Below are 23,936 nucleotides of genomic sequence, written 5' to 3'. Positions count from 1 at the left end.
TCGGCCGTCCCCCGCGGCGGATGGCCGCACCCCGATCGACTACCCAACCAGAAAAAAAGCATGGAGACCTACGACTACATCATCGTCGGCGGCGGCACCGCGGGCTGCGTGCTGGCCAATCGGCTGACGCAGGACGCCGACGTCAGCGTGCTGCTGCTCGAGGCCGGCGGCAAGGACGACTACCACTGGATCCATATTCCGGTGGGCTATCTGTACTGCATCGGCAATCCGCGCACCGACTGGATGTACCGCACCGTCGCCGAGCCGGGCCTGAACGGGCGCTCGCTGATCTATCCGCGCGGACGCGTGCTGGGCGGCTGCTCGTCGATCAACGGCATGATCTACATGCGCGGCCAGCGCGAGGACTACGACGAGTGGGCGCGCATCACCGGCGACGACGGCTGGCGGTGGGACAACGTGCTGCCGCTGTTCAAGCGCAGCGAGGACCATCATCGCGGTGCCAACGACTATCACGGCGCCGGCGGCGAATGGCGCGTCGAGCCGCAGCGGCTCAAGTGGGACATCCTCGAGCGCTTCATCGACGCGGCCGAGCAGACCGGCATTCCGCGCACCGACGACTTCAACCGCGGCGACAACTTCGGCGTCGGCTACTTCGAGGTCAACCAGCGCCGCGGCATTCGCTGGAATACGTCGAAGGCCTTCCTGCGGCGCGCGTCCGAACGGCCGAACCTGACCATCGTCACCGGCGCGCAGGTCAGCGAGCTGACCTTCGATGGGCGCCGCTGCAGCGGGCTGCATTACGTCGGCGGCGGCCAGACCCATACGGTGGCGGCGCGGCGCGAGGTGATCCTCGCCGCGGGCGCGGTCAACACGCCGCAACTGCTCGAGCTGTCGGGCATCGGCCAGCCTGAACGGCTGCAGGCGCTCGGCATCCCGGTGCGGCAGGCGCTGCCCGGCGTGGGGGAAAACCTGCAGGACCATCTGCAGCTGAGGATGATCGTCAAGGTCGAGGGCGTGCGCACGCTCAATACGCGGGTCGGCAACTGGTGGGGCAAGCTCGGCATCGGGCTGCAGTACGCGTGGAACCAGAGCGGGCCGATGAGCATGGCGCCGTCGCAGCTCGGCGCGTTCGCGCGTTCGGATCCGAGCCAGGCCCGGCCCAACGTCGAATACCACGTGCAGCCGCTGTCGCTGGACAAGTTCGGCGAGCCGCTGCATCGCTTCAACGCCTTTACCGCCAGCGTCTGCAATCTGCGCCCGACCTCGCGCGGCAGCGTCCATATCGACAGCCCGGACTTCCGCCAGGCGCCGGTGATTGCGCCGAACTACCTGTCGACCGACGAGGACCGCAAGGTCGCGGCGGATTCGCTTCGTCTGACCCGCCGCATCGTTGCCGCGCCCGCGCTGGCACCGTATCGGCCGCAGGAATGGCTGCCGGGTCCGCATGTCGAGGACGACGAATCGCTGGCGCGCGCGGCCGGCGATATCGGCACCACGATCTTCCATCCGGTGGGCACCTGCCGCATGGGCAAGGCCGACGATCCGCAGGCGGTGGTCGACCAGCGCCTGCGCGTGATCGGCGTGCAGGGCCTGCGCGTGGTCGATGCCTCGGTGATGCCGCTGATCACCTCCGGCAATACCAACTCGCCGACCATCATGATCGCCGAGCGCGCCAGCGACATGATCCGCGAGGACTGGCGCAGCGGCGCGCGCGGCTGAACTTCCCGACGCAGCCAACGAGCCGGCGCCGCCCCCGTGCGGCGCCGCACGGCCGCAGCGCGAGCTGCCTTGCGACCGCCCGCGCGCTGCCTGACAAACATGACAGCTGGTTCATGTTTCAGGCTCAGTGCAAACCCGGATGTTTTGCGACGCAACAGGTGCCCACAATAGACGCCGGACAGTCGTGATGTCGCGCTCACATCCGTACTTGCATGCGCGCCGACATCCGGCCACGCCGCCGCTGCCACCCAGCGCGCTGCCACACTACCAATAAGACATTGCAGACAAGGCGATCCCCATTTGAGCGTGCCATCGCGCATGCCGGCAGGGATCGCGGGTCGAATCCGGGCACGACGGGCCAGAAGCCATGCGTCGCGCCGAACGAGGACGGGCAGGAGACATGAACCAGCAGGAAACCATCCTGGAGACGCGCAACCTCACCAAGGAGTTCAAGGGGTTTACCGCGGTCAGCGACGTCAATCTGCGGGTCAGGCGCGGATCCATCCATGCGCTGATCGGCCCGAACGGAGCGGGCAAGACCACCTGCTTCAATCTGCTGACGAAATTCCTGGTGCCGACCACCGGCACCATTCTGTTCAACGGCATCGACATCACCGGCGAGAAGCCCGCGCAGATTGCGCGCCGCGGCGTGATTCGCTCGTTCCAGATTTCGGCGGTGTTTCCGCACCTGACCGTGCGCGAGAACGTGCGCATCGGGCTGCAGCGCAAGCTCGGCACGCACTTCCACTTCTGGCGCAGCGAACGCACGCTGTCGGTGCTCGACGACGAGGCGATGGCGCTGCTCGAGCAGGTGGGCCTGACCGAGTTCGCCGACACCGTGACGGTCAACCTGCCGTACGGCCGCAAGCGCGCGCTGGAGATCGCCACCACGCTGGCGATGGAGCCCGAACTGATGCTGCTCGACGAGCCGACCCAGGGCATGGGACACGAGGACGTGGACCGCGTCACGCAACTGATCAAGAAGGTATCGGCCGGCCGCACCATCCTGATGGTCGAACACAACATGAACGTGGTGTCGTCGATCGCGGACACCATCACCGTGCTGCAGCGGGGCGCGATCCTGGCCGAAGGGCCGTACGAGCAGGTCTCGAAGGACCCGCGCGTGATGGAAGCCTATATGGGCACGGCCGAGGCCGAGCTGCAGGGCGCGCACTGAGCATAGCGGAGCGACGACATGACGACAGAGAACACGCCCGCCCTCGAGATCCGCGGCCTGCAGGCCTGGTACGGCGAATCGCACATCCTGCACGGGGTCGATCTGACCGTGAACCGCGGCGAGGTGGTCACGCTGCTGGGCCGCAACGGCGCCGGCCGCACCACCACACTGCGCGCGATCATGGGGCTGACCGGCACGCGCAAGGGCTCGATCAAGATCGACGGCCACGAGACCATCCATCTGCCGACGCACAAGATCGCGCACTACGGCATCGGCTACTGCCCGGAAGAACGCGGCATCTTCGCCAGCCTGTCGTGCGAGGAGAACCTGCTGCTGCCGCCGCAGCTGAAGGGCAACGGCGCCAAGCAGGGCATGAGCGAGGCCGAGATCTACGAGATGTTCCCGAATCTGGCCGAACGCCGGCAGAGCCAGGGCACGCGGCTGTCGGGCGGCGAGCAGCAGATGCTGGCGGTCGGCCGCATCCTGCGCACCGGCGCCAATCTGCTGCTGCTCGACGAGATTTCGGAGGGACTGGCACCGGTCATCGTACAGGCACTGGCACGCATGATCCGGATGCTGAAGCAGAAGGGGTACACGGTGGTGATGGTGGAGCAGAACTTCCGCTTCGCCGCGCCGCTCGCGGACCGCTTCTATGTGATGGAGCACGGCACCATCGTCGAGCGCTTCGGCGCCGGCGAGCTGGAACAGAAGATGCCGGTTCTGCATGAACTGCTTGGGGTCTGATCCTTCGGGGTCGCAGGCATGGTCGCCGGCAAGGCGACAGGAATGGGGCGGCATGCAAGTCCGCCGAAACACAGGAGACAAGCAATGAAGATCAAACGGCTCGCAGCCGCGATGGCGGCCTTGGTGACGGGCATGGCGGCCGGTGCGGCCTCCGCGCAGGTATCGGGTGACTCGGTCAAGATCGGCTTCATCACCGACATGTCCAGCTTGTACGCGGACATCGACGGCAAGTCGGGCGTCGAGGCGGTCAAGATGGCGATCGAGGACGCCGGCGGCAAGGTGCTCGGCAAGCCGATCGAACTGCTGTCGGCCGACCACCAGAACAAGGCCGACATCGCCGCGTCGAAGGCGCGCGAATGGATGGACCAGCAGGGCCTGGACATGCTGCTGGGCGGCACCAATTCCGGTACCGCGCTGGCGATGAACAAGGTCGCGCAGGAAAAGAAGAAGGTCTACATCAACATCGGCGCAGGCACGGCCCGCCTGACCAACGAAGAGTGCTCGCCGTACACGGTGCACTACGCCTACGACACGGTCGCGCTGGCCAAGGGCACCGGCAGCGCGGTGGTCAAGCAGGGCGGCAAGTCGTGGTTCTTCCTGACCGCCGACTACGCGTTCGGCCACTCGCTGGAGAACGATACCTCGGCGGTGGTCAAGGCCAACGGCGGCACGGTGGTCGGCTCGGTGCGCCATCCGCTGTCGGCGTCGGACTTCTCGTCGTTCCTGCTGCAGGCGCAGGCGTCGAAGGCGCAGATCCTGGGCCTGGCCAATGCCGGTGGCGACACCATCAACTCGATCAAGGCGGCCAAGGAATTCGGCATCACGAAGAACATGAAGATCGCCGGCCTGCTGATGTTCATCAACGACGTGCACAGCCTCGGACTGAAGAACACCGAAGGGCTGCTGATGACCGACAGCTGGTACTGGGACATGAACGACGAGACCCGCAAGTTCGCCAACCGCTTCTTCGCCAAGAACAAGAAGATGCCGAGCAGCCTGCAGGCGGCCGACTACTCGGCGGTGCGCACCTACCTGAAGGCAGTCGAGGCGGCCAAGACCGACGATGCGGACAAGGTGATGGCCGAGCTGAAGAAGATGAAGATCGACGACTTCTACACCAAGGGCTATATCCGCGGCGACGGTCGTGCCATTCATGACATGTACCTGATGCAGGTCAAGAGCCCGGCCGAGTCGAAGAAGCCGTGGGACTACCTGAAGGTCGTGGCCACGATCCCGGGCGACCAGGCCTTCACGACGCCCGCCGAGTCGAAGTGCGCGCTGCTGAAGAAGTAAGCGATGGCGGCCGCGCGGTGCGCGTTGCGCGCATCGCTGCGGCCCGATGAACGACCGGCGCCGCGGGCGCGTTCGCTGCTGCCGGCCCATGCCTCCTTCGATGGATGGCGGGCCGGTGCGGAACGGGCCTGCGGCGCCGCATAGCTGACGCCTGCGATGGACATCTTCGGTATTCCCTTGCCCGCCATGTTGTCCCAGCTGTTGCTCGGGCTGGTCAACGGGGCCTTCTATGCGATGTTGAGTCTTGGCCTGGCGGTGATCTTCGGCCTGCTCAACGTCATCAATTTCGCGCACGGCGCGCTGTTCATGCTCGGCGCGGTACTGGCCTGGATGGGCATGGAGTACGCCGGGCTCAACTACTGGGTGATGCTGCTGCTCGCCCCGGTGGTGGTCGGCGTGCTCGGCGTGGTCATCGAGAAGACCATGCTGCGCTGGATCTACAAGCTCGACCATATCTACGGCCTGCTGCTGACGCTGGGCATCACGCTGGTGATCGAGGGCGTGTTCCGCTCGATCTACGGCGTGTCGGGCCTGCCGTATTCGACGCCGGAGCTGCTGTCGGGCGCGACCGATCTGGGCTTCATGATCCTGCCCAACTACCGCGCCTGGGTGGTGGTCGCTTCGCTGGCGGTGTGCCTGGCGACCTGGTACATGATCGAGAAGACCAAGCTGGGCGCCTATCTGCGCGCCGGCACCGAGAACCCGAAGCTGGTCGAGGCCTTCGGCGTCAACGTGCCGCTGATGGTCACGCTGACCTACGGCTTCGGTGTCGCGCTGGCCGCCTTCGCCGGCGTGCTGGCCGCGCCGGTGATTCAGATTTCGCCGCTGATGGGGCAGAACCTGATCATCGTGGTGTTCGCGGTGGTGGTGATCGGCGGCATGGGCTCGATCCTGGGCTCGATCGTCACCGGTCTCGGACTCGGCGTGATCGAGGGCCTGACCAAGGTGTTCTATCCGGAAGCGTCGTCGACCGTGGTGTTCCTGATCATGGTGATCGTATTGCTGCTGCGGCCGGCCGGGCTGTTCGGGAGGGAGAAGTGATGGACGGACAAAGCGCATCGCGCGCACAGGGACCTCAGGGGACGCAGGCTTCCGCACCGGCAGATGCAGGCACCGCGCGACGCGGCGTGCCGCGCACCGTGCCGCTGGTGTTCTACGGGCTGCTGCTGCTCGCGCTGATCGCCGCGCCGATGGCCGGCGCCTATCCGGTCTTCGTGCTGAAAGTGCTGTGCTTCGCGCTGTTCGCCTGCGCGTTCAATCTGCTGATCGGCTATACCGGCCTGCTGTCGTTCGGCCACGCGGCCTTCTTCGGCGGCGCAGGCTACGTCGCCGGGCATGCGATGAAGGTATGGGGCGTGACGCCGGAGGTCGGACTGGTGCTCGGCACGCTGGCCGGGGCGGCGATCGGCTATGTGGTCGGCGCGCTGGCGATCCGGCGGCAGGGCATCTATTTCTCGATGATCACGCTGGCGCTGGCGCAGATGCTGTTCTTCTTCTGCCTGCAGGCGCCGTTCACCGGCGGCGAGGACGGCCTGCAGGGCATTCCGCGCGGCAAGCTGTTCGGCGTGCTGTCGCTGTCGGACGACCTGACGCTGTACTACGTCGCGCTGGCGATCATCGTGCTGGCCTTCGCGGTGATCGTCCGCACGGTGCATTCGCCGTTCGGACAGATCCTGAAGGCGATCAAGGAGAACGAGCCGCGCGCGATCTCGCTGGGCTACGACACCGACCGCTTCAAGCTGATGGCTTTCGTGCTGTCGGCCGCGCTGTCGGGGCTGGCCGGCGCGATCAAGGCGCTGGTGCTGGGCTTCGAGACGCTGACCGACGTGCACTGGTCGATGTCCGGCACGGTGATCCTGATGACGCTGGTCGGCGGCCTCGGTACGCTGTCCGGTCCGATCGTCGGCGCCTTCGTGATCGTCGCGCTGGAGAACAAGCTGGGCGATATCGGCAGCTTCCTGGCCTCCGCCACCGGCGTCGAGTGGTTCAATTCGCTGGGCGAATCGGTAACGATGGTGACCGGCGTGATCTTCGTGATCTGCGTGCTGCTGTTCCGCCGCGGCATCATGGGCGAGCTGCAGGCGCTGTTCGGCCGCGGCCGGCATTAGCGGATTGACGCGGCCTCCCGTGCGTCCCGGCGGCCGCGGCGATCCTCGCCGTGGAGTGGCCGCCGGGATACATGCCCGTTTTTAGGGCTAGGGTTTTTTCTAGCTTGTTGGATACGCACCGCTTCGTTACATTGCAGTCACGGTTTTCGCAGGTTAAATGGAGGCGGAAGCGAGGAGACGACAGGCGCGCACCCACGATGAGCATTCCGTGAGGAAGCAGCGTTAAATAAGGAAAGGGCGTTGACGGGTGATCCTCGGCAACGCCCTTTTTAATTTGTGCCGTTCTCCGTGAGACAATGCGCGCCTTGCCCGCGACCGCCATGCCGTCTCCCTCCGACCCCACCCTCCCAGCTGTCCCAGCTTCTGCCGGCAGCTCCGCGCCAACTCCCAACTATCTGATGCGACAGGCTTTTCCGGTCGACCAGCCGATGCTGGCGGACTGGCTGCAGGCGTGCGCGCCGGCGCCGCTGCTGCTGCAGCGCGGCCGCGCCGCGATGCTCGAACGGCTGCTGCAGCGTCCCGAACTCGGACTGTGCCTGCTGGCGCAGCAACAGGGCACGCTGGTCGGCTGCGCCCCGGTCCAGCTGATGGCGCGCCTCGATCTGGGCGGGCTGGCCGCGATGGTCGGCGAAGCCTGGTGCTTGCCCGGAACGCACGAAAGTGGTGCAATCCTCGCTTCTTGCCGCGACTGGCTCGCCGATTGGTGCCGGGCGCATGGCGTGCGCCATCTGCTGTGGGCGCCGGGGCTGCCTGGCGCCGGCGAGCCGGACAGCGGCCTGAGCCGGCTGCCGTGCGGGCTGTGGCATCGCGACCTGGCCCCGGCCGTCAAGCAGCTCGCCTGATTCCCAGGAGTCCTCGCCCCGTCCTGTCCGCCACCGGCCCGGTTGGCCGTGCCGGCAGCGGCTTCCCGTGCCCGTTTTCCCGGATGTTCGAATGGAGTTCGCTTTCCTCTTTGCCGCCGCCTTGCTGGCCGGTCTGATCGACGCGGTCGCCGGCGGCGGCGGCCTGATCCAGATTCCCGCCATCTTCAGCGCGTACCCGAACCATGCGCCTGCGACGCTGATCGGTACCACCAAGGTCGCCTCGATGGCCGGCACCTTCAACGCCGCGGTGCGCTACGCGCGCAGCGTGCGGATCTACTGGGGTGCCACCGGGCCCGCCGTGGCGGCGGCCTTCCTCTGCTCGATGGCCGGTGCCTACACGCTGACGCTGGTCCCGGCCGAGCCCCTGCGCAAGCTGCTGCCCTTCGTGCTGGCGATCCTGCTGATCTATACGCTGGCCAGGAAGGATCTCGGTGCCGAACATGCGCCGACGCTGTCGGGCGCGCGCGAGCGCTGGGTCGCGCTGCTGGGCGGCGCGGCGATCGGCTTCTACGACGGGATCTTCGGACCGGGCACCGGCAGCTTCCTGATGATCATGTTCGTGCGGCTGTTCGGCTACGACTTCCTGCACGCGGCCGCGTCGACCAAGCTGGTCAATCTGGCCACCAATGTCGCCGCGCTGATGCTGCTCGGTTTCAAGGGCCATGTCTGGTGGGAACTGGGCCTGGTGATGGCGGTGGGCAACGTCATCGGCAGCCAGCTTGGCAGTCGGCTTGCGCTGAAGCACGGCAGCGGTTTCGTGCGCAAGGTCTTCCTGCTGGTGGTGACCGCGCTGATCCTGAAAACGGCCTGGGACGCCTTCGTCGGCTGACCGCTGCGCACGCGCGGCGCGTCTCGGAAAGGCGCGCCGCTGCTGGCGATGCGGGTTAATCCTGCCTTGGCGGCAAGGGGCGCTGTGTTAGACTCGGTGCGAATTCCCGACCGCTCGGTCGGCGAATGAAATCCGGCGTCGGCCCACCTCGTCGCAATCGCATTGCTACCGCGGAGGAGCGGCCGCGACCTTTCAACAAGGAAGGCACGCGCGGACGGGATCGGGCACGACGGGGGAGAGCCGCGCAGGCAGCGCGGCACGATCCGTCGGAACAACAAGCCAGGCGCGGATCGGTGGCAAGCCGGTTCGATGCATGCCGGTTTGAGAGAAGAAGGAGACACGATGAATTTCAAGCGCGCCAGCATGCTGGCCATCGCCGCCGCCTGTCTGTGCGCCGGCGCTGCCCAGGCCCAGATCAAGGTCGGGGTCACGGTATCGGCGACGGGTCCCGCCGCTTCGCTGGGCATCCCCGAGAAGAACACCTTCACGCTGCTGCCCAAGGAGATCGCCGGCAAGAAGGTCGAATACATCGTGCTCGACGATGCCTCGGACAGCACCACCGCCGTCAAGAACACCCGCAAGCTGATCAGCGAGGACAAGGTCGACGCCGTGGTCGGCTCGACCGTGACGCCGAACTCGCTGGCGATGGTCGACGTGGTCGCCGAGAGCGGCACGCCGATGATCACGATGGCGGCGTCGGCGCGCATCATCGAACCGATGGACGCCAAGCGCGCCTGGGTCTTCAAGACCCCGCAGAACGACTCGCACATGGCGACCGCGATCTCCGAGCACATGAGCAACAACAACGTGAAGACGGTGGCGTTCATCGGCTTCGCGGATGCCTACGGCGAAAGCTGGTCGCAGGAGTTCGCCAAGGTCGCGGACATCCGCAAGATCAAGGTGGTGGCCAACGAGCGCTTCGCCCGCACCGACACCTCGGTCACCGGCCAGATCCTGAAGATCATGGCGGCCAACGCCGATGCGGTGCTGATCGCCGGCTCGGGCACGCCGGCCGCGCTGCCGGCCAAGGCGCTGAAGGAGCGCGGCTACAAGGGCAAGATCTACCAGACGCACGGCGTCGCCAACCCCGACTTCCTGCGCGTCTGCGGCAAGGATTGCGAAGGCACGCTGCTGCCGGCCGGTCCGCTGCTGGTCGCCGAGCAGTTGCCCGACAGCAATCCGGTCAAGAAGCCGGCACTGACCTACAAGACCGCCTACGAGAAGGCCTTCGGCGGCCAGGTCTCGACCTTCGGCGGTCACGCCTGGGACGCCGGCCTGCTGCTCGAGCGCGCGATTCCCGTCGCGCTGAAGAAGGCGCAGCCGGGCACGCCGGAATTCCGCAAGGCGCTGCGCGATGCGCTGGAGCAGACGAAGGAGCTGCCGGTCTCGCACGGCATCATGACGATGAGCCCGACCGACCATCTGGGCCTGGACCAGCGCTCGCGCGTGATGGTGCAGATCGTCGACGGCAAGTGGAAGCTGCAGAAGTAGGCACGCTGCGCAGACTCGCCGCGCGGCAGGGCGCATGGACGCACCATGCGCCTTTTTTGTTTTAAGGCCCGGCGCTAGGGTTCGCGCGGATTTCCTCGTAGCGTAAGACCTTTACTATTTCGTAATTCGCTGCATCGCGGCAACTCCTCGAGGAGATCATGGACCTCTCGATTGCGGCCATCCTGGCTCAGGACGGCATCACCTCCGGCGCGATCTACGCGCTGTTGGCGCTGGCCCTGGTGCTGGTGTTTTCGGTGACCCGCGTCATCTTCATCCCGCAAGGGGAGTTCGTCGCCTACGGCGCGCTGACGCTGGCGGTGATGCAGGCCGGCCATGCACCGCAGACCTCGTGGCTGCTGGTGGCGATGGGCGTGCTGACCTTCGTCTACGAGGGCGCCACCGTGCTGCGCAGCGCCGAACTGCGCCGCAGCGCCGGCCGCCGGCTGGCGGTGCTGGCCGGCAAGTACCTGGTCTTTCCGTTCGCGGTGCACTGGCTGACGCAGGCCTACGGCGCGCAGCCGCTGCCGATGCTGGCGCAGATCGCGCTGACGCTGCTGATCGTGGTGCCGATGGGCCCGATGCTGTATCGCATCGCCTACCAGCCGCTGGCCGAGGCGAGCACGCTGGTGCTGCTGATCGTCTCGGTCGGCGTGCACTTCGCGCTGGTCGGCCTGGGGCTGGTGATGTTCGGCGCCGAAGGTTCGCGCACCACCGCATTCTCCGACGCGCGCTTCGACGTCGGCGCGCTGTCGGTATCGGGCCAGAGCCTGTGGGTGATCGGCGTCTCCGCGCTGCTGATCGCCGCGCTGTACTTCTATTTCGACCGCACGCTGACCGGCAAGGCGCTGCGCGCGACCGCGGTCAACCGGCTGGGCGCGCGCCTGGTCGGCATCGGCACCACGCAGGCGGGCCGGCTGTCGTTCACGCTGGCCGCCGCGATGGGCGCGCTGTGCGGCATCCTGATCGCCCCGCTGACCACCGTCTATTACGAGTCCGGCTTCCTGATCGGCCTGAAGGGCTTCGTCGGCGCGATCGTCGGCGGGCTGGTCAGCTATCCGGTGGCGGCCGCCGGCGCGCTGCTGGTGGGCCTGCTCGAATCCTATTCGTCCTTCTGGGCCAGTGCGTTCAAGGAGGTCATCGTGTTCACGCTGATCATTCCGGTGCTGCTGTGGCGCTCGCTGACCAGCAAACATGTGGAAGACGAGGAATGATGCAACGGCAAGCCACACGCACAACAGGGACGCAGCAGGCGTCCGACACGGCGGCGGCAACGCAGCCCATCCCGGCGGCGGCTCCGGCCTCCGGCAGCGCCAACCTGCGCAACCGGCTGCTGCTGATCGCGTTCGCGGCGATCCTGGCGCTGCTGCCGGTGCTGCCGACGCCGGAGTTCTGGATCACGCTCGGCAACTACATCGGCCTGTACAGCATCGTCGCGATCGGCCTGGTGCTGCTGACCGGCGTCGGCGGCATGACCTCGTTCGGGCAGGCGGCCTTCGTCGGGCTCGGCGCCTACAGCACCGCCTACCTGACCACGCAATACGGGCTGTCGCCGTGGTTCGGCCTGCTGGTCGGCCTGGTGATCACGATGGCGTCGGCCTATGTGATCGGGCTGATCACGATGCGAATGTCCGGGCATTACCTGCCGCTGGCAACGATCGCATGGGGACTGTCGCTGTTCTTCCTGTTCGGCAATCTGGAATTCCTCGGCAAATACGACGGTCTGAACGGCATCCCGGTGCTGTCGCTGCTGGGCTTCGAGCTGCAGTCCGGCCGCTCGATGTTCTATCTGATCTGGGTGGTGGTGCTGCTCGCGGTGCTGGCGATGCAGAACCTGCTCGATTCGCGTCCCGGCCGCGCCATTCGTGCGCTCAAGGGCGGCGGCGTGATGGCCGAGGCGATGGGCGTCAATACCGCGTGGATGAAGGTGGTGGTGTTCGTCGTCGCCGCGGTGCTGGCCTGCATCTCGGGCTTTCTGTACGCGCATCTGCAGCGCGCGGTGAACCCGACGCCGTTCGGCCTGAACTACGGCATCGAATATCTGTTCATGGCGGTGGTCGGCGGCGTCGGTCACGTCTGGGGCGCAGTGCTCGGCGCCGGCATCCTGACCATCCTGAAGGACATGCTGCAGGGCGTGCTCCCCAAGCTGCTCGGCGCCAACGGCAACTTCGAGATCATCGTGTTCGGCGTGCTGCTGGTATTGCTGCTGCAGTACGCGCGCGACGGACTGTGGCCCTTCCTGCGCAAGGCGTGGCCCAGCGGGCCGCCGGTACGTGCGCCGGAGCAGGCCGCCGCGCTGCCGGTGCGGCAGAAACCGCAGACCGGCGAGTTGATCCTCGACGTGCGCGCCGCGCGCAAGGAGTTCGGCGGGCTGGTGGCGGTCAATGACGTCAGCTTCCAGGTGCGCGCCGGCGAGATCGTCGGCCTGATCGGGCCCAACGGCGCGGGCAAGTCGACCACCTTCAACCTGGTCACCGGCGTGCTGCCGGTGACCCGCGGCGAGGTCCTCTATCGCGGCGAGGCGATCACCAATCTGCCGTCGCGCGAGATCGTCAAGCGCGGCATCGGCCGCACCTTCCAGCACGTGCATCTGCTGCCGACCATGACGGTGCTGGAGAACGTCGCGATCGGCGCGCATCTGCGCGGCGACTACCGGCCCCAGGGCGGCGTATCGGCGGCGATCCTGCGGATGAACCGCGGCGAGGAGGCCAAGCTGTTGTTCGAGGCCAGGCGCCAGCTCGAGCGCGTGGGCCTGGCCGACTGCATGTACATGGAAGCGGGCAGCCTGGCACTCGGCCAGCAACGCATTCTCGAGATCGCTCGCGCGTTGTGCTGCGATCCCGCGCTGCTGCTGCTGGATGAGCCGGCCGCGGGCCTGCGATACAAGGAAAAGCAGGCGCTGGCCGAACTGCTGCGCAAGCTCAAGGGCGAGGGCATGAGCGTGCTGCTGGTCGAACACGACATGGACTTCGTGATGAATCTGACCGACCGGCTGGTGGTGATGGAATTCGGCACGCGCATCGCCGAGGGCGTGCCGGAGGACGTGCAGAAGAACCCCGCGGTGCTCGAGGCCTATCTGGGCGGCGTGGAATAAGAATCGGGGAGCGATCGGTGAGCGTGATTCTGGAAGTGAAGGACCTGCATGTCCGCTATGGCAAGGTCGAGGCGGTGCACGGCGCCAGCCTGTCGGTCGAGGCGGGCAAGATCGTCACGGTGATCGGCCCCAATGGCGCCGGCAAGTCCACCATGCTGAACGCGATCATGGGGGCGCTGCCGCCGACCGGCTCGTCCACGGGCACGGTCTCCTATCTGGGCCACGACATGGCGGGCATTCCGGTCGAGGGCCGGGTCGCGCGCGGCATGTGCCTGGTGCCGGAAAAGCGCGAGCTGTTCGGCTCGATGAGCGTCGAGGACAATCTGCGTCTCGGCGCCTTCCGCCGCAAGCGCGCCGGCGAGAAGAACTTCCTGGACCAGATGGACGTGGTCTACCAGCTGTTCCCGCGGCTGCGCGAGCGCGCGCGCCAGGACGCCGGCACGCTGTCCGGCGGCGAGCGCCAGATGCTGGCGGTCGGCCGCGCGCTGATGGCCAAGCCCGAGCTGCTGATGCTGGACGAGCCCAGCCTTGGCCTCGCGCCGCTGATCGTCAAGGAGATCTTTCACATCATCAACGACCTGCGCCGCACGGGCGTGGCGACGCTGCTGATCGAGCAGAACGCGCGCGCGGCGTTGCAGGTGGCCGACTACGGCTATGTGATCGAGACGGGAGAGATTGCGATGGCCGGGCCTGCCGACGAGTTGGCCGCCGATCCGCGTGTCATCGAGACCTATCTAGGGTTGGCGAAGAAGGCGGCCTGATCGGCGCCTCCATTTGTGCGATGAATAACGGCGCGCTTCGGCGCGCCGTTGTCATTCAAGGGCGCGATGCGTCGGTGAATTAAATTATCGCTATTGATGGTTGGCCGTTGATATTTGAATGCGTCATTTATCCGGTGAATCGTTGTGCCGGATTCGCACGACGTCGGGATCCTGTGCCGCCGTTTCCAGCAGCCATTCGCGGAAGCGGTTCAGGGCAGGGTGGTCGCGCCGCTCCCGGGGTGCGCACAAAAAATAGCCGCGCGTCAGCCGGATCGGCAGGTCGAACGGCGCCACCACCCGGCCGGCTGCGATCTCGTCACGCACCAGGCAGCGCTGCAGTACCGCGATGCCGATATCCGCCTTGACCGCCTGCACCAGGATCGAGACCTGGTCGAATCCTGTGGTCAGCGTGGGCGCAGCGTTGGGTACGCCAGCCGCATGGAACCAGTGCTGCCAGTTCGCGGGCGCGCCGGTGTGAAAGAGCAGCGGCTCCTGCAGCAGGTCGGCCGGCGTCAGCCAGCGGCCGGCCTCGTGACGCAGCCGCGCGCGCTCCGGGTGGCACACCGGCACCATCTCGCTGCCGATCACATAGTCGACCTGCAGATTGGGCCAGCTGTTGGCGGTGCCGGCCAGCAGCGCCGCGTCCGGCGCCGGGCCCGAGAAATCCTCGTCGCGCCGGTAGGGCACGAAGTCGAGACGGATGTCGGGATGGCGCCGGTGGAAGTCCGGCAACCGTGGCACCAGCCAGACGCTGGCGAGTGTGGGCAGGGCGGACAGCGTCAGATGATGCTGGCGGTCGCCGGCAAGCAGCGCCGCGCTGGCCGATTCGATCGCCGCCAGCGGCTCGGCCACCGCCTGCAGGAAGTTGCGGCCTGCTGCGGTCAGCACCAGCCGATGCGCGTTGCGCTGGACCAGCGGCTGGCCGAAATGCGCCTCCAGCCGGGCGATCGCCCGACTGATCGCCCCTTGTGTGACGCACAGCTCCTCGGCTGCGCGTGTGAAGCTGCCCAACCGTGCCGCGGTAGCAAAGGCGTGCAATTCGGACATCGACGGGGATCGCAGGCGCATGCTGACCTTCACCCCTCGGGCGCTTGGGCGCTGTGACCTTCTGCACGCACCGAGGATGAGCTTTGGTAATGGAAGCGTGCAATATAGTCGTTTGTGCACGCTCGGTAAACTGCCCGACACTTGACGCGTCGCGAGGCCGTCTGTGGGCCTCAGCCGGCACCTCTGCCAAAACAAACACAAGGCAATTCCAAGGAGAAAATCGCCATGAATCGAGCCGATACCACGCGTCGTCGCTTTGTGCTGTCCTCCGTGACCGCCGCCATCGGCGCTGCCGTGCTGCTGCCCGCCACGGCAAGCGCCGCGCCGTCCAACTATCCCAGCCGCCCGATCCGTCTGATCGTGCCGTTCGCTGCCGGCGGCTCCACCGATCTGTCGGCGCGCCTGGTTGCGGAATACGCCGGCCGCGAGCTGGGTCAGTCCATCGTCGTGGAGAACAAGGGTGGGGCGGGCGGCTCGCTGGGCATGGGGGAAGTGGCCCGTTCAGCGCCGGACGGCTACACCATCGGCATGGCGACGGTCAGCACGCATGGCTCGAACCCGGCCGTCTATCCGAAGCTCAGCTATGACCCGATCAAGGATTTCGTGCCGGTGACCAACGTTGTTGCGATCCCCAGCGTGTTCGCAGTGCATCCCAGCGTGCCGGCAAAGAACATGAAGGAATTCATCGCGCTGGCCAAGGCGAATCCGGGCAAGTACAGCTTTGCCTCGCCGGGCGCCGGCTCGCTCGGCCATGTGAATATCGAGAACTTCATGATGCTGTCCGGTATCGATCTGCTGCATGTGCCGTACAAGGGCGCCGGTCTGGCACTGAACGACGCGGTAGCGGGGCAGGTCAACGCGATCACCGACAACCTGTCGTCGACGCTGCCGCACGTCAAGGGCGGCCGACTGCGTGCGTTGGCCGTGCTGGGCGCCAGCCGCTCGGCGCAACTGCCCGACGTGCCGACCTATGCCGAACTGGGCTTCAAGGACATGGGCGAGGGCGGCTGGTTCGGCATCGTCGCGCCCGCCGGCACGCCGGCGCCGGTGGTCGCCAAGCTGAACGCCGCCATCCACAAGGCCATGCAGAACCCGGACTTCAAGCGCAAGGTCGAGGAATCCGGCGGCACGCTGGTGCCGACCACGCCGGAGCAGTTCAAGGCGCAGATCGAGCAGGCGATGGCCCGCTATGCGCGCGTGGCCAAGACCGCGAAGATCGAGCTGAACTGATGGCGGCGGCGTTCGAACCGATCGTCCGCCGGCTGCCCGAGGGCGAAGCGCTGCCGCTGGTCTGCGATTCGCCCCACAGCGGCACACGCTATCCCGATGACTTCGGCGCAGCAGCGCCGCTGGCGCGGCTGCGCGAAGGCGAGGACACCCACGTGGACGCGCTGTGGGAGGCGGTGCCGGCGGTCGGCGGCACCCTGATCGCGGCAAACTTTCCGCGCGTCTATATCGATCCGAACCGGATGCCGGACGACCTCGACCCGGCACTGCTGGACGCGCCGTGGCCGGAGCCGCTCGCGCCAGGCGAGAAGACCCGGCTGGGTTTTGGCCTGGTGTGGCGCAATATCGATGCCGCGACCCCGATCTATGACCGCAAGCTCAGCGTGGCCGAGGTGCGCAACCGGATCGAGCACTACTACCGTCCGTACCATGCGGCGCTGGCAGAAGCGGTGGACGCGACCTATCGCCGCTTCGGCGCGGTCTGGCATCTGAATCTGCACTCGATGCCGAACAATGCCTACGAGCGCCTGAAGAAGGTCAGTCCACACCCGCTGGCCGACTTTGTGCTGGGCGACCGCGACGGCACAACCTGCGATCCCGAGTTCGTCGGGCTGATCGAGTTGGGTCTGCGGGACATGGGCTACACGGTGGCGCGCAACGATCCGTACAAGGGTGTGCAGCTGATCGCCCAGATCGGCCGGCCGGCGGAGCGCCGGCACAGCCTGCAGATCGAGATCCGTCGCCCGCTGTATATGGATGAGCGGACCCGCGAGCGCAATGCCAACTTCGGCACGGTGCAGCGGGATATGGGGCTGCTGCTGGAGCGGGTGGCGGACTACTTGCGGCAGCAGCGGTGATTCCTTGGGGCCCTGAGTAACGGGGCCGGGGAGTCTCATCATATGGAAAGGCTGGGCCAGTGGCCCGGCCTTTTTTGTTTCACGTGGAACACACGGGGCGGCGGTTCGGTTCGAATGTTTCACGTGGAACAAGTCAGGAGCGGGTATCGTCCGCCCTGTTCCACGTGAAACATGCCCTGACGAAGCACAATGTTTCACGTGGAACAGGAGTGTGTCCGGAATGCCCCAATGAATGCCGGTATAATTCGGCATCCCGTTTTTTCCCTCTCCAGCCTCCCGGAGGAGGTGCCCCCATGCTTTACCCGAAAGAATTCGATGTCATTGTCGTCGGCGGTGGCCATGCCGGCACCGAAGCCGCCTTGGCCGCGGCCCGCATGGGCTGCCAGACGCTGCTGCTGACCCATAGCATCGAGACGCTCGGGCAGATGAGCTGCAATCCGTCCATCGGCGGCATCGGCAAGGGGCATCTGGTCAAGGAAGTCGACGCGCTCGGCGGCGCCATGGCCGCTGCCACCGACGAGGCCGGCATTCAATTCCGTATCCTGAACTCCAGCAAGGGTCCTGCTGTGCGTGCCACCCGCGCCCAGGCAGACCGCGTGCTGTACCGCAAGGCGATCCGCACGCGGCTCGAGAACCAGCCCAACCTGATGCTGTTCCAGCAGGCCGTCGACGATCTGATGGTCGAGGGCGACCGCGTGGTCGGCGCCGTGACGCAGGTCGGCATCCGCTTCCGCGCGCGCGCGGTGGTACTGACCGCCGGGACTTTTCTGGACGGCAAGATCCACGTCGGACTGGACAACTACACCGGGGGCCGCGCCGGCGACCCGGCGGCGGTCACCCTGTCGGCCCGGCTCAAGGAGCTGAAGCTGCCGCAGGGGCGCCTGAAGACCGGCACGCCGCCACGCATCGACGGCCGCACCATCGATTTCTCGGCGATGGAAGAGCAGCCCGGCGATCTCGATCCGGTGCCGGTGTTCTCGTTCCTGGGTCGTCCCGAGCAGCATCCGCAACAGCTGCCGTGCTGGATTACCCACACCAACGCCCGTACCCACGACATCATCCGCGGCGGGCTGGACCGCTCGCCGATGTACACCGGCGTGATTGAAGGGGTAGGGCCGCGCTACTGCCCCAGCATCGAGGACAAGATCCATCGCTTTGCCAGCAAGGAGAGCCACCAGATCTTCCTGGAGCCGGAAGGGCTGACGACCAACGAGTTCTATCCCAATGGCATCTCGACCAGCCTGCCGTTCGACGTGCAGCTGGAGCTGGTGCACTCGATCCGCGGGCTCGAGAACGCCCATATCCTGCGCCCGGGCTATGCGATCGAGTACGACTACTTCGATCCGCGCGTACTGAAGGCGTCGCTGGAGAGCAAGGCCATCGGCGGTCTGTTCTTTGCCGGCCAGATCAACGGCACGACGGGCTACGAAGAGGCCGCTGCGCAGGGTCTGCTGGCGGGCATCAACGCCGGCCGCTACGCGCAGGAGCGTGAGGCGTGGGCGCCGCGCCGCGATCAGGCTTACCTGGGCGTGCTGGTGGACGACCTGATCACGCGCGGCGTGACCGAGCCGTACCGGATGTTCACCAGCCGCGCCGAATTCCGCCTGAGCCTGCGAGAGGACAATGCCGACATGCGGCTGACCGAGATCGGTCGTGAGCTGGGCGTGGTAGACGACGCACGTTGGGATGCCTTCAACCGCAAGCGCGACGCCGTTTCACGTGAAACAGAGCGACTGAAGAGCACCTGGGTCAATCCGGCCAGCCTGCCCGCCGAGGACGCAGTGCCGCTGCTGGGCAAGGCGATCGAGCGCGAGTACAGCCTGGCGGACCTGCTGCGTCGCCCGGGCGTCAGCTACGACGCGCTGATGACGCTGCAGGGCGGCCGCCACGCCGCTGCCGCGCCGCTGAGCGACGATCCGCTGCAGGCCGAGCAAATCCGTGAGCAAATCGAGATCGGTATCAAATATCACGGCTATATCGCCCGCCAGGCCGCCGAGGTCGACAAGCTGGAGGCCAACGAATCGACCCGTCTGCCGGACGATTTCGACTACACCGAAGTGCGCGGTCTCGGCTTCGAGGTCAGCCAGAAGCTGAACCAGCACCGTCCGCAGACGCTGGGTCAGGCCTCGCGTATCTCGGGCGTCACGCCGGCCGCCATCTCGCTGCTGCTGGTTCACCTGAAGAAGAAGGGCATGGGCCGCGGCAAGACGGCCGGCTCGGGTCGTGAGGCGGCCTGAGTGAGCGGTCCGCACGTATCCCAGGCGCGGCGCCACGGCGCGCTCGACGAGGCCGTGCAGCGCCGCCGCCTCGAGGCGGGACTGGCCGCGATCGGCCTGCCGCTCGACGACGGCCGCATCGAGACGCTTCTCGCCTATCTGGCGCTGCTGCGCAAATGGAACGCCACCTATAACCTGACCGCGATCCGTCACCCCGACGAGATGCTGACGCATCATCTGCTGGACTCGCTGGCCGCCGTGCCGGCGCTGGCGGAAGCGGCCATGCGGCCTGAGGTCGTGCCGGCCGCGCGGGGCAGGGTACTCGATGTCGGGTCCGGCGGCGGCATGCCCGGGCTTCCGCTGGCGATCGCCTGCCCCGACGTGTCGGTACTGATGGTCGACATCGTGCAGAAGAAGACCGCCTTCCTGACCCAGTGCCGCGCGCAACTGCGGCTGGGCAATGCGGCGGCGCACTGGGGGCCGGTGGAGAAGCTCGACGATGCCGACGGCTTCGCCGTGATCACATCGCGGGCCTTCGCCGAGCTGACCGACTTCGTCACGCTGGCCGGCCACCTGCTGGCGCCGGGCGGCCGCATGATCGCAATGAAAGGGGTCTATCCGCACGCCGAACTGGAGCGGATGGAGCAGGCCGGACTGATGTCGGCCTGGCAGGTCGAAGCGGTACCGCAGCTGGCGGTGCCCGAACTGGATGCGCAGCGCCACCTGGTGGTGCTGTCGCGCCGTGGCGAGCGCGGCAATGCGCGCGCCGACTGAATACAAGCGAGGAGCTGCAGAACCCATGGCAAAGGTATTCGTGATCGCAAACCAGAAGGGCGGGGTGGGCAAGACCACCACCACGGTGAACCTCGCCGCTGGCCTTGCCGCGCAAGGGCAGCGTGTGCTGCTGGTCGATCTCGATCCGCAAGGCAATGCGTCGATGGGTTCGGGCATCGACAAGCAGGGGCTGCAGCACAGTGTCTATCAGGTGCTGGTCGGCTTCGCCACGATCCCGCAGGCGCGCCAGCGCTCGGAGTCGGGCAAGTACGACGTGCTGCCGGCCAACCGCGAACTGGCCGGTGCCGAGGTCGAACTGGTCGAGCTCGAGCACCGCGAGCGCCGGCTGCGCCAGGCGCTGGCGGAGGTCGAGGGCGAGTACGATTTCGTGCTGATCGACTGCCCGCCGTCGCTGTCGCTGCTGACGCTGAACGGCCTGTGCGCCGCGCATGGCGTGATCGTGCCGATGCAGTGCGAATACTTCGCGCTGGAAGGGCTGTCCGATCTGGTCAATACGATCAAGCAGGTGCACGCCAACCTGAACAAGGACCTCAAGGTCATCGGCTTGCTGCGTGTGATGTTCGATCCACGCGTGACGCTGCAGCAACAGGTATCGGCCCAGCTCGAGGCGCATTTCGGCGACAAGGTATTCAAGACGATGATCCCGCGCAATGTGCGGCTGGCGGAGGCGCCGTCGTACGGCATGCCGGGCGTGGTCTTCGACCCGGCGTCGAAGGGCGCCAAGGCCTATCTCGATTTCGGCGCCGAGATGATCGCGCGCGTCAAGCAACTGGGCCAGATCGCCTGAGGCGGCGTACGGCAGCAAGCAAGGAGCCACCACCATGAGTACCGCGAAGAAGAAGGGCCTGGGCCGTGGGCTGGAAGCCCTGCTGGGCGGCCCGGCGGAGATCGTCGAGGCGGCGCGTCAGGACGGCGCGCCCACCGTGCTGCGCGTCGACCAGCTGCAGCCGGGCAAGTACCAGCCGCGCACGCGGATGGACGAAGGCGCGCTGCAGGAGTTGGCGGCCAGCATTCGCGCGCAGGGCCTGATGCAGCCGATCCTGGTGCGGCGCGTGGCCGAGCCGGACCGCTACGAGATCATCGCCGGCGAGCGCCGTTTCCGCGCCTCCAGGCTGGCGGGACTGGACAAGGTGCCGGTGCTGATCAAGGACGTGGCCGACGAGGCCGCGGCGGCGATGGCGCTGATCGAGAACATCCAGCGCGAGGACCTGAACCCGCTGGAAGAGGCGCAGGGCATCATGCGCCTGATCCGCGAATTCAAATTCACCCACGAGCAGGCCGCCGAGTCGGTCGGCCGCTCGCGCAGCGCGGTGTCGAATCTGCTGCGTCTGCTCAATCTGGCCCAGCCGGTGCAAACGATGCTGATGGCGGGCGATCTCGACATGGGGCATGCACGCGCGCTGCTGGCGGTCGACGGCGCCCATCAAATCACGCTGGCCAACCAGATCGTCAACAAGCGGCTGTCGGTGCGCGAGACCGAGAAGCTGGTGGCCTCGACACTGAAGCCCTTCGATCTGAAATCGCTGAAGCAGAAGACCGGTCCCGGCGCGCGCGATGTGGCCCGGCTGGAGGAGGAGCTGTCCGACGCGCTCGGCATGCCGGTGCAGATCAAGCTCGGCGCGCGCGGCAAGGGTCAGCTGACCATCCAGTTTTCCAGCAACGATGCGCTCGACGGCGTGCTGGCCCGGTTGCGCGATCCAGCCGCGGGGCGGCAGGTCGCATGATCGCGGCTGGGCGATGATCGCCCATTCGAAATGCGCAAATGGCGCCGGGTTCTTCCCCAGGCGCCATTTTTTTGCTACGCAATCCGATTACGTGTCAGGTCATTGCCGCGCAATATCAGCGCAAGCATGATCGAAGCGAGATAGCAAGAGTTGTGGTGTTTTGCCTTGCAAGGCAACTGTAAGCAGATTGACTCGTTATCCGCATTCCCCGTAAAATCGTGCGGTTTGAATACTGGCCCAGGACGAAAAGTTCCGGGTCAGAACTGCAAGCAGGCAGACCGACAAGTTGTAGTGGCGACAGACCCAAAGCCGCCTCGCGCGGGATCGAATACCGACCGTACCGAGCGGACATCCGAGCGTCAGGGCGACCAGCGTCGCCGCGACGACTGGGACCGGGACGACTGGCGCGACGACGCGTTTGACGACGAACAGGCCGCGCCGATCGAGCCGCTGACGCACGACGATGCGGTGTCGCTGTTCGGCGAACGCGCGCTGCGGCCCTCGCGGATGACGCCGGGCAAGGTGGTGCTGGCGCAAGTCGCGGTCACGCTGTTGTCGGCGATCGGCTGGGCGCTGTTCGGGCCCGAGGCGGGACCGTACGGGTGGTCGGCGCTGTTCGGCGGCGCGGTGTGCTGCGTGCCGAGCGCGTTCTTCGCCTTCCGGCTTTGGCTGGCGCGGGATCGCGCATCGATCGGCGGGCTGGTGGTCGGCGAGGCGATCAAGGTGATGGCCACCGTCGCGCTGTTCGTGCTGGTGGTGGTGCTGTACCGCGAGTTGCGTTGGGTGCCGATGCTGGTCACGTTCCTGCTTGCGTTGAAGACGTACTGGGTGGCGCTGGCGATTCGATAGATTCTCGATTCGTCGAATTGCGGAACGCCATGCCCCGAACCGGTGCCGCGTTGTTCTGATTCAGGGCAATTGAGGGCCGGTTTCGAGAAAACAAGATTGGGATGCCGCGCCGATTTCGAATCGGGTGCGGCGCCGGGAAGTTACGAAGCGTCTTGCATTGCGGTGACCGGCCGACGAGCCGAAGGCGGTGCAAGAAGCATACCGAGCGTTCGCGATGGCGAATGCCGGTCAACCAGGTTTCGCAATATACGGTTCGATTCGACATGGCAACTGCTCAAGGCGCTGAAAACGCGCTCACCCCATCCGGCTATATCGCCGAACATTTGCAGAACCTGAATTCGATCGGCGGCAAGCAGGCCTCCGTGGTCGACTTCAGCGTGATCAATTACGACACCGTGATCTGGTCGGTCCTATGCGGCGCGATCGCCGTGCTGTTCCTGTACCTGGCCGCGCGTCGCGTCACCGCCGGCGTGCCGGGCCGCTTCCAGGCCTTCGTCGAGATGATCGTCGAGATGGTCGACGACCAGGCCAAGGGCATCATCCACGGCGACCGTTCGTGGATCGCGCCGCTGGCGCTGATGGTGTTCTGCTGGATCACCATGATGAACGCGATCGACTTGATCCCGGTTGACTGGGTTCACGGCCTGAACCACCTGCTGGGCGTGTTCGGCTTCCACCTGCCGCACCACAAGGCCGTGGCCACCGCCGATCTGAACGGCACGCTGGGCATGTCGTTCGCCGTGCTGATCCTGATGATCTACTACAGCTTCAAGATCAAGGGCGCGGGCGGCTTCGTGCACGAACTGCTGTCGGCCCCGTTCGGCGGCAAGTGGTACCTGGCCCCGTTCAACCTGGTGCTGAACATCATCGAATTCCTGGCCAAGGCTGTGTCGCTCGGCATGCGACTGTTCGGCAATATGTACGCCGGCGAGCTCGTGTTCCTGCTGATCGCCCTGCTGGGCTCGATGTGGACCTTCGGCGCCGACCTGTCGGCCCTGGGCTTCGTCGGCCACGTGATTGCCGGCGCGGTTTGGGCGATCTTCCACATCCTGATCGTGCTGCTGCAGGCCTTCATCTTCATGATGCTGACGCTGGTGTATCTCGGCCAGGCACACGACAAGCACTGATTTCCGGTTTTTTGGTTTTTGGTTTTTTTGGTTCTAAGTCTCTTCTCAAATTAAAGG

At 66.3% G+C, this 23,936-nt stretch carries 21 protein-coding genes; 20 read left to right on the top strand and 1 reads right to left on the bottom strand.

The window, feature by feature from the left end:
• Window positions 1-60 precede the first annotated feature (60 nt).
• From HTY53_RS08255 to HTY53_RS08200, 12 genes are all read left to right on the top strand, one after another.
• On the top strand, window positions 61-1,680 hold the full coding sequence (locus HTY53_RS08255) for a GMC family oxidoreductase (RefSeq protein ID WP_174106012.1): 1,620 nt from the start codon (window positions 61-63) through the stop codon (window positions 1,678-1,680).
• A 400-nt stretch (window positions 1,681-2,080) separates the two neighbouring features.
• The gene (locus HTY53_RS08250; RefSeq protein ID WP_174106011.1) at window positions 2,081-2,857 is read left to right on the top strand and encodes an ABC transporter ATP-binding protein; all 777 of its coding nucleotides are present in this window, start codon (window positions 2,081-2,083) and stop codon (window positions 2,855-2,857) included.
• A gap of 18 nt (window positions 2,858-2,875) precedes the next feature.
• Window positions 2,876-3,601, top strand: coding sequence for an ABC transporter ATP-binding protein (locus tag HTY53_RS08245; protein ID WP_174106010.1), 726 nt, complete (start codon window positions 2,876-2,878; stop codon window positions 3,599-3,601).
• 84 nt (window positions 3,602-3,685) lie between these two features.
• Entirely contained in the window at window positions 3,686-4,894 is a 1,209-nt protein-coding gene (locus HTY53_RS08240; protein ID WP_174106009.1) for an ABC transporter substrate-binding protein, read from the top strand.
• A gap of 156 nt (window positions 4,895-5,050) precedes the next feature.
• Window positions 5,051-5,935 carry a branched-chain amino acid ABC transporter permease gene (locus HTY53_RS08235; RefSeq protein WP_006577643.1) on the top strand — a complete coding sequence of 295 codons (885 nt, stop codon included), beginning with the start codon at window positions 5,051-5,053 and terminating at the stop codon, window positions 5,933-5,935.
• A gap of 149 nt (window positions 5,936-6,084) precedes the next feature.
• Window positions 6,085-7,002: a branched-chain amino acid ABC transporter permease gene (locus tag HTY53_RS08230; RefSeq protein WP_238510001.1), complete on the top strand. Its 918-nt coding sequence runs from the start codon at window positions 6,085-6,087 to the stop codon at window positions 7,000-7,002.
• Window positions 7,003-7,400: 398 nt separating this feature from the next.
• Window positions 7,401-7,844: a hypothetical protein gene (locus HTY53_RS08225; RefSeq protein WP_174106008.1), complete on the top strand. Its 444-nt coding sequence runs from the start codon at window positions 7,401-7,403 to the stop codon at window positions 7,842-7,844.
• Window positions 7,845-7,935: 91 nt separating this feature from the next.
• Complete coding sequence (locus tag HTY53_RS08220) at window positions 7,936-8,694, top strand: TSUP family transporter (protein WP_174106007.1); 759 nt, start codon at window positions 7,936-7,938, stop codon at window positions 8,692-8,694.
• A 342-nt stretch (window positions 8,695-9,036) separates the two neighbouring features.
• Window positions 9,037-10,185 (top strand): ABC transporter substrate-binding protein, encoded by a 1,149-nt coding sequence (locus tag HTY53_RS08215; RefSeq protein WP_174106006.1) that lies wholly within the window; start codon window positions 9,037-9,039, stop codon window positions 10,183-10,185.
• A 158-nt stretch (window positions 10,186-10,343) separates the two neighbouring features.
• A complete protein-coding gene (locus tag HTY53_RS08210; protein ID WP_174106005.1) occupies window positions 10,344-11,396 on the top strand; it encodes a branched-chain amino acid ABC transporter permease in 1,053 nt (350 codons plus the stop codon).
• The gene (locus tag HTY53_RS08205; RefSeq protein WP_254599869.1) at window positions 11,396-13,276 is read left to right on the top strand and encodes a branched-chain amino acid ABC transporter ATP-binding protein/permease; all 1,881 of its coding nucleotides are present in this window, start codon (window positions 11,396-11,398) and stop codon (window positions 13,274-13,276) included. Before HTY53_RS08210 ends, HTY53_RS08205 begins: the two co-directional genes overlap by 1 nt.
• Before the next feature lie 17 nt (window positions 13,277-13,293).
• Window positions 13,294-14,037 (top strand): ABC transporter ATP-binding protein, encoded by a 744-nt coding sequence (locus tag HTY53_RS08200; protein ID WP_174106004.1) that lies wholly within the window; start codon window positions 13,294-13,296, stop codon window positions 14,035-14,037.
• A 123-nt stretch (window positions 14,038-14,160) separates the two neighbouring features.
• On the opposite strand, the gene HTY53_RS08195 is transcribed toward HTY53_RS08200, so the two are convergent.
• Window positions 14,161-15,105, bottom strand: a complete 945-nt coding sequence (locus HTY53_RS08195; protein ID WP_174106003.1) for a LysR substrate-binding domain-containing protein — start codon at window positions 15,103-15,105, stop codon at window positions 14,161-14,163.
• Window positions 15,106-15,309: 204 nt separating this feature from the next.
• Between HTY53_RS08195 and HTY53_RS08190 the strand changes: the two genes are divergently transcribed.
• The 8 genes from HTY53_RS08190 (at window position 15,310) to atpB (ending at window position 23,879) form a co-directional block, all read left to right on the top strand.
• The gene (locus tag HTY53_RS08190) at window positions 15,310-16,314 is read left to right on the top strand and encodes a tripartite tricarboxylate transporter substrate binding protein BugE (protein ID WP_174106002.1); all 1,005 of its coding nucleotides are present in this window, start codon (window positions 15,310-15,312) and stop codon (window positions 16,312-16,314) included.
• A complete protein-coding gene (locus HTY53_RS08185; RefSeq protein ID WP_174106001.1) occupies window positions 16,314-17,168 on the top strand; it encodes an N-formylglutamate amidohydrolase in 855 nt (284 codons plus the stop codon). Before HTY53_RS08190 ends, HTY53_RS08185 begins: the two co-directional genes overlap by 1 nt.
• Window positions 17,169-17,461: 293 nt before the next feature.
• A complete protein-coding gene (gene mnmG / locus HTY53_RS08180) occupies window positions 17,462-19,405 on the top strand; it encodes a tRNA uridine-5-carboxymethylaminomethyl(34) synthesis enzyme MnmG (protein WP_174106000.1) in 1,944 nt (647 codons plus the stop codon).
• A complete protein-coding gene (gene rsmG, locus HTY53_RS08175) occupies window positions 19,406-20,158 on the top strand; it encodes a 16S rRNA (guanine(527)-N(7))-methyltransferase RsmG (protein WP_174105999.1) in 753 nt (250 codons plus the stop codon).
• Between the two features lie 25 nt (window positions 20,159-20,183).
• Entirely contained in the window at window positions 20,184-20,966 is a 783-nt protein-coding gene (locus tag HTY53_RS08170) for a ParA family protein (protein ID WP_174105998.1), read from the top strand.
• A gap of 34 nt (window positions 20,967-21,000) precedes the next feature.
• The gene (locus HTY53_RS08165; protein WP_174105997.1) at window positions 21,001-21,903 is read left to right on the top strand and encodes a ParB/RepB/Spo0J family partition protein; all 903 of its coding nucleotides are present in this window, start codon (window positions 21,001-21,003) and stop codon (window positions 21,901-21,903) included.
• Window positions 21,904-22,194: 291 nt separating this feature from the next.
• Complete coding sequence (locus HTY53_RS08160; protein WP_174105996.1) at window positions 22,195-22,752, top strand: ATP synthase subunit I; 558 nt, start codon at window positions 22,195-22,197, stop codon at window positions 22,750-22,752.
• Between the two features lie 263 nt (window positions 22,753-23,015).
• Window positions 23,016-23,879 carry a F0F1 ATP synthase subunit A gene (gene atpB, locus HTY53_RS08155; protein ID WP_174105995.1) on the top strand — a complete coding sequence of 288 codons (864 nt, stop codon included), beginning with the start codon at window positions 23,016-23,018 and terminating at the stop codon, window positions 23,877-23,879.
• Window positions 23,880-23,936: the final 57 nt, after the last annotated feature.

The sequence above is a fragment of the Cupriavidus gilardii genome, assembly GCF_013314895.1.
Lineage (GTDB): Bacteria > Pseudomonadota > Gammaproteobacteria > Burkholderiales > Burkholderiaceae > Cupriavidus > Cupriavidus gilardii_C.
Note: the sequence above shows the minus strand (reverse complement) of the source record. Positions and strands in the feature narration are given on the sequence as shown.

Bases quoted from the DNA above. Each gene is read 5' to 3' on its own strand.
- HTY53_RS08255 (WP_174106012.1), top strand. From the start codon at position 61: ATGGAGACCTACGACTACATCATCGTCGGCGGCGGCACCGCGGGCTGC.
- HTY53_RS08250 (WP_174106011.1), top strand. From the start codon at position 2,081: ATGAACCAGCAGGAAACCATCCTGGAGACGCGCAACCTCACCAAGGAG.
- HTY53_RS08245 (WP_174106010.1), top strand. From the start codon at position 2,876: ATGACGACAGAGAACACGCCCGCCCTCGAGATCCGCGGCCTGCAGGCC.
- HTY53_RS08240 (WP_174106009.1), top strand. From the start codon at position 3,686: ATGAAGATCAAACGGCTCGCAGCCGCGATGGCGGCCTTGGTGACGGGC.
- HTY53_RS08235 (WP_006577643.1), top strand. From the start codon at position 5,051: ATGGACATCTTCGGTATTCCCTTGCCCGCCATGTTGTCCCAGCTGTTG.
- HTY53_RS08230 (WP_238510001.1), top strand. From the start codon at position 6,085: ATGGCCGGCGCCTATCCGGTCTTCGTGCTGAAAGTGCTGTGCTTCGCG.
- HTY53_RS08225 (WP_174106008.1), top strand. From the start codon at position 7,401: ATGCGACAGGCTTTTCCGGTCGACCAGCCGATGCTGGCGGACTGGCTG.
- HTY53_RS08220 (WP_174106007.1), top strand. From the start codon at position 7,936: ATGGAGTTCGCTTTCCTCTTTGCCGCCGCCTTGCTGGCCGGTCTGATC.
- HTY53_RS08215 (WP_174106006.1), top strand. From the start codon at position 9,037: ATGAATTTCAAGCGCGCCAGCATGCTGGCCATCGCCGCCGCCTGTCTG.
- HTY53_RS08210 (WP_174106005.1), top strand. From the start codon at position 10,344: ATGGACCTCTCGATTGCGGCCATCCTGGCTCAGGACGGCATCACCTCC.
- HTY53_RS08205 (WP_254599869.1), top strand. From the start codon at position 11,396: ATGCAACGGCAAGCCACACGCACAACAGGGACGCAGCAGGCGTCCGAC.
- HTY53_RS08195 (WP_174106003.1), bottom strand. From the start codon at position 15,105: ATGCGCCTGCGATCCCCGTCGATGTCCGAATTGCACGCCTTTGCTACC.
- HTY53_RS08190 (WP_174106002.1), top strand. From the start codon at position 15,310: ATGAATCGAGCCGATACCACGCGTCGTCGCTTTGTGCTGTCCTCCGTG.
- HTY53_RS08185 (WP_174106001.1), top strand. From the start codon at position 16,314: ATGGCGGCGGCGTTCGAACCGATCGTCCGCCGGCTGCCCGAGGGCGAA.
- mnmG (WP_174106000.1), top strand. From the start codon at position 17,462: ATGCTTTACCCGAAAGAATTCGATGTCATTGTCGTCGGCGGTGGCCAT.
- HTY53_RS08170 (WP_174105998.1), top strand. From the start codon at position 20,184: ATGGCAAAGGTATTCGTGATCGCAAACCAGAAGGGCGGGGTGGGCAAG.
- HTY53_RS08165 (WP_174105997.1), top strand. From the start codon at position 21,001: ATGAGTACCGCGAAGAAGAAGGGCCTGGGCCGTGGGCTGGAAGCCCTG.
- atpB (WP_174105995.1), top strand. From the start codon at position 23,016: ATGGCAACTGCTCAAGGCGCTGAAAACGCGCTCACCCCATCCGGCTAT.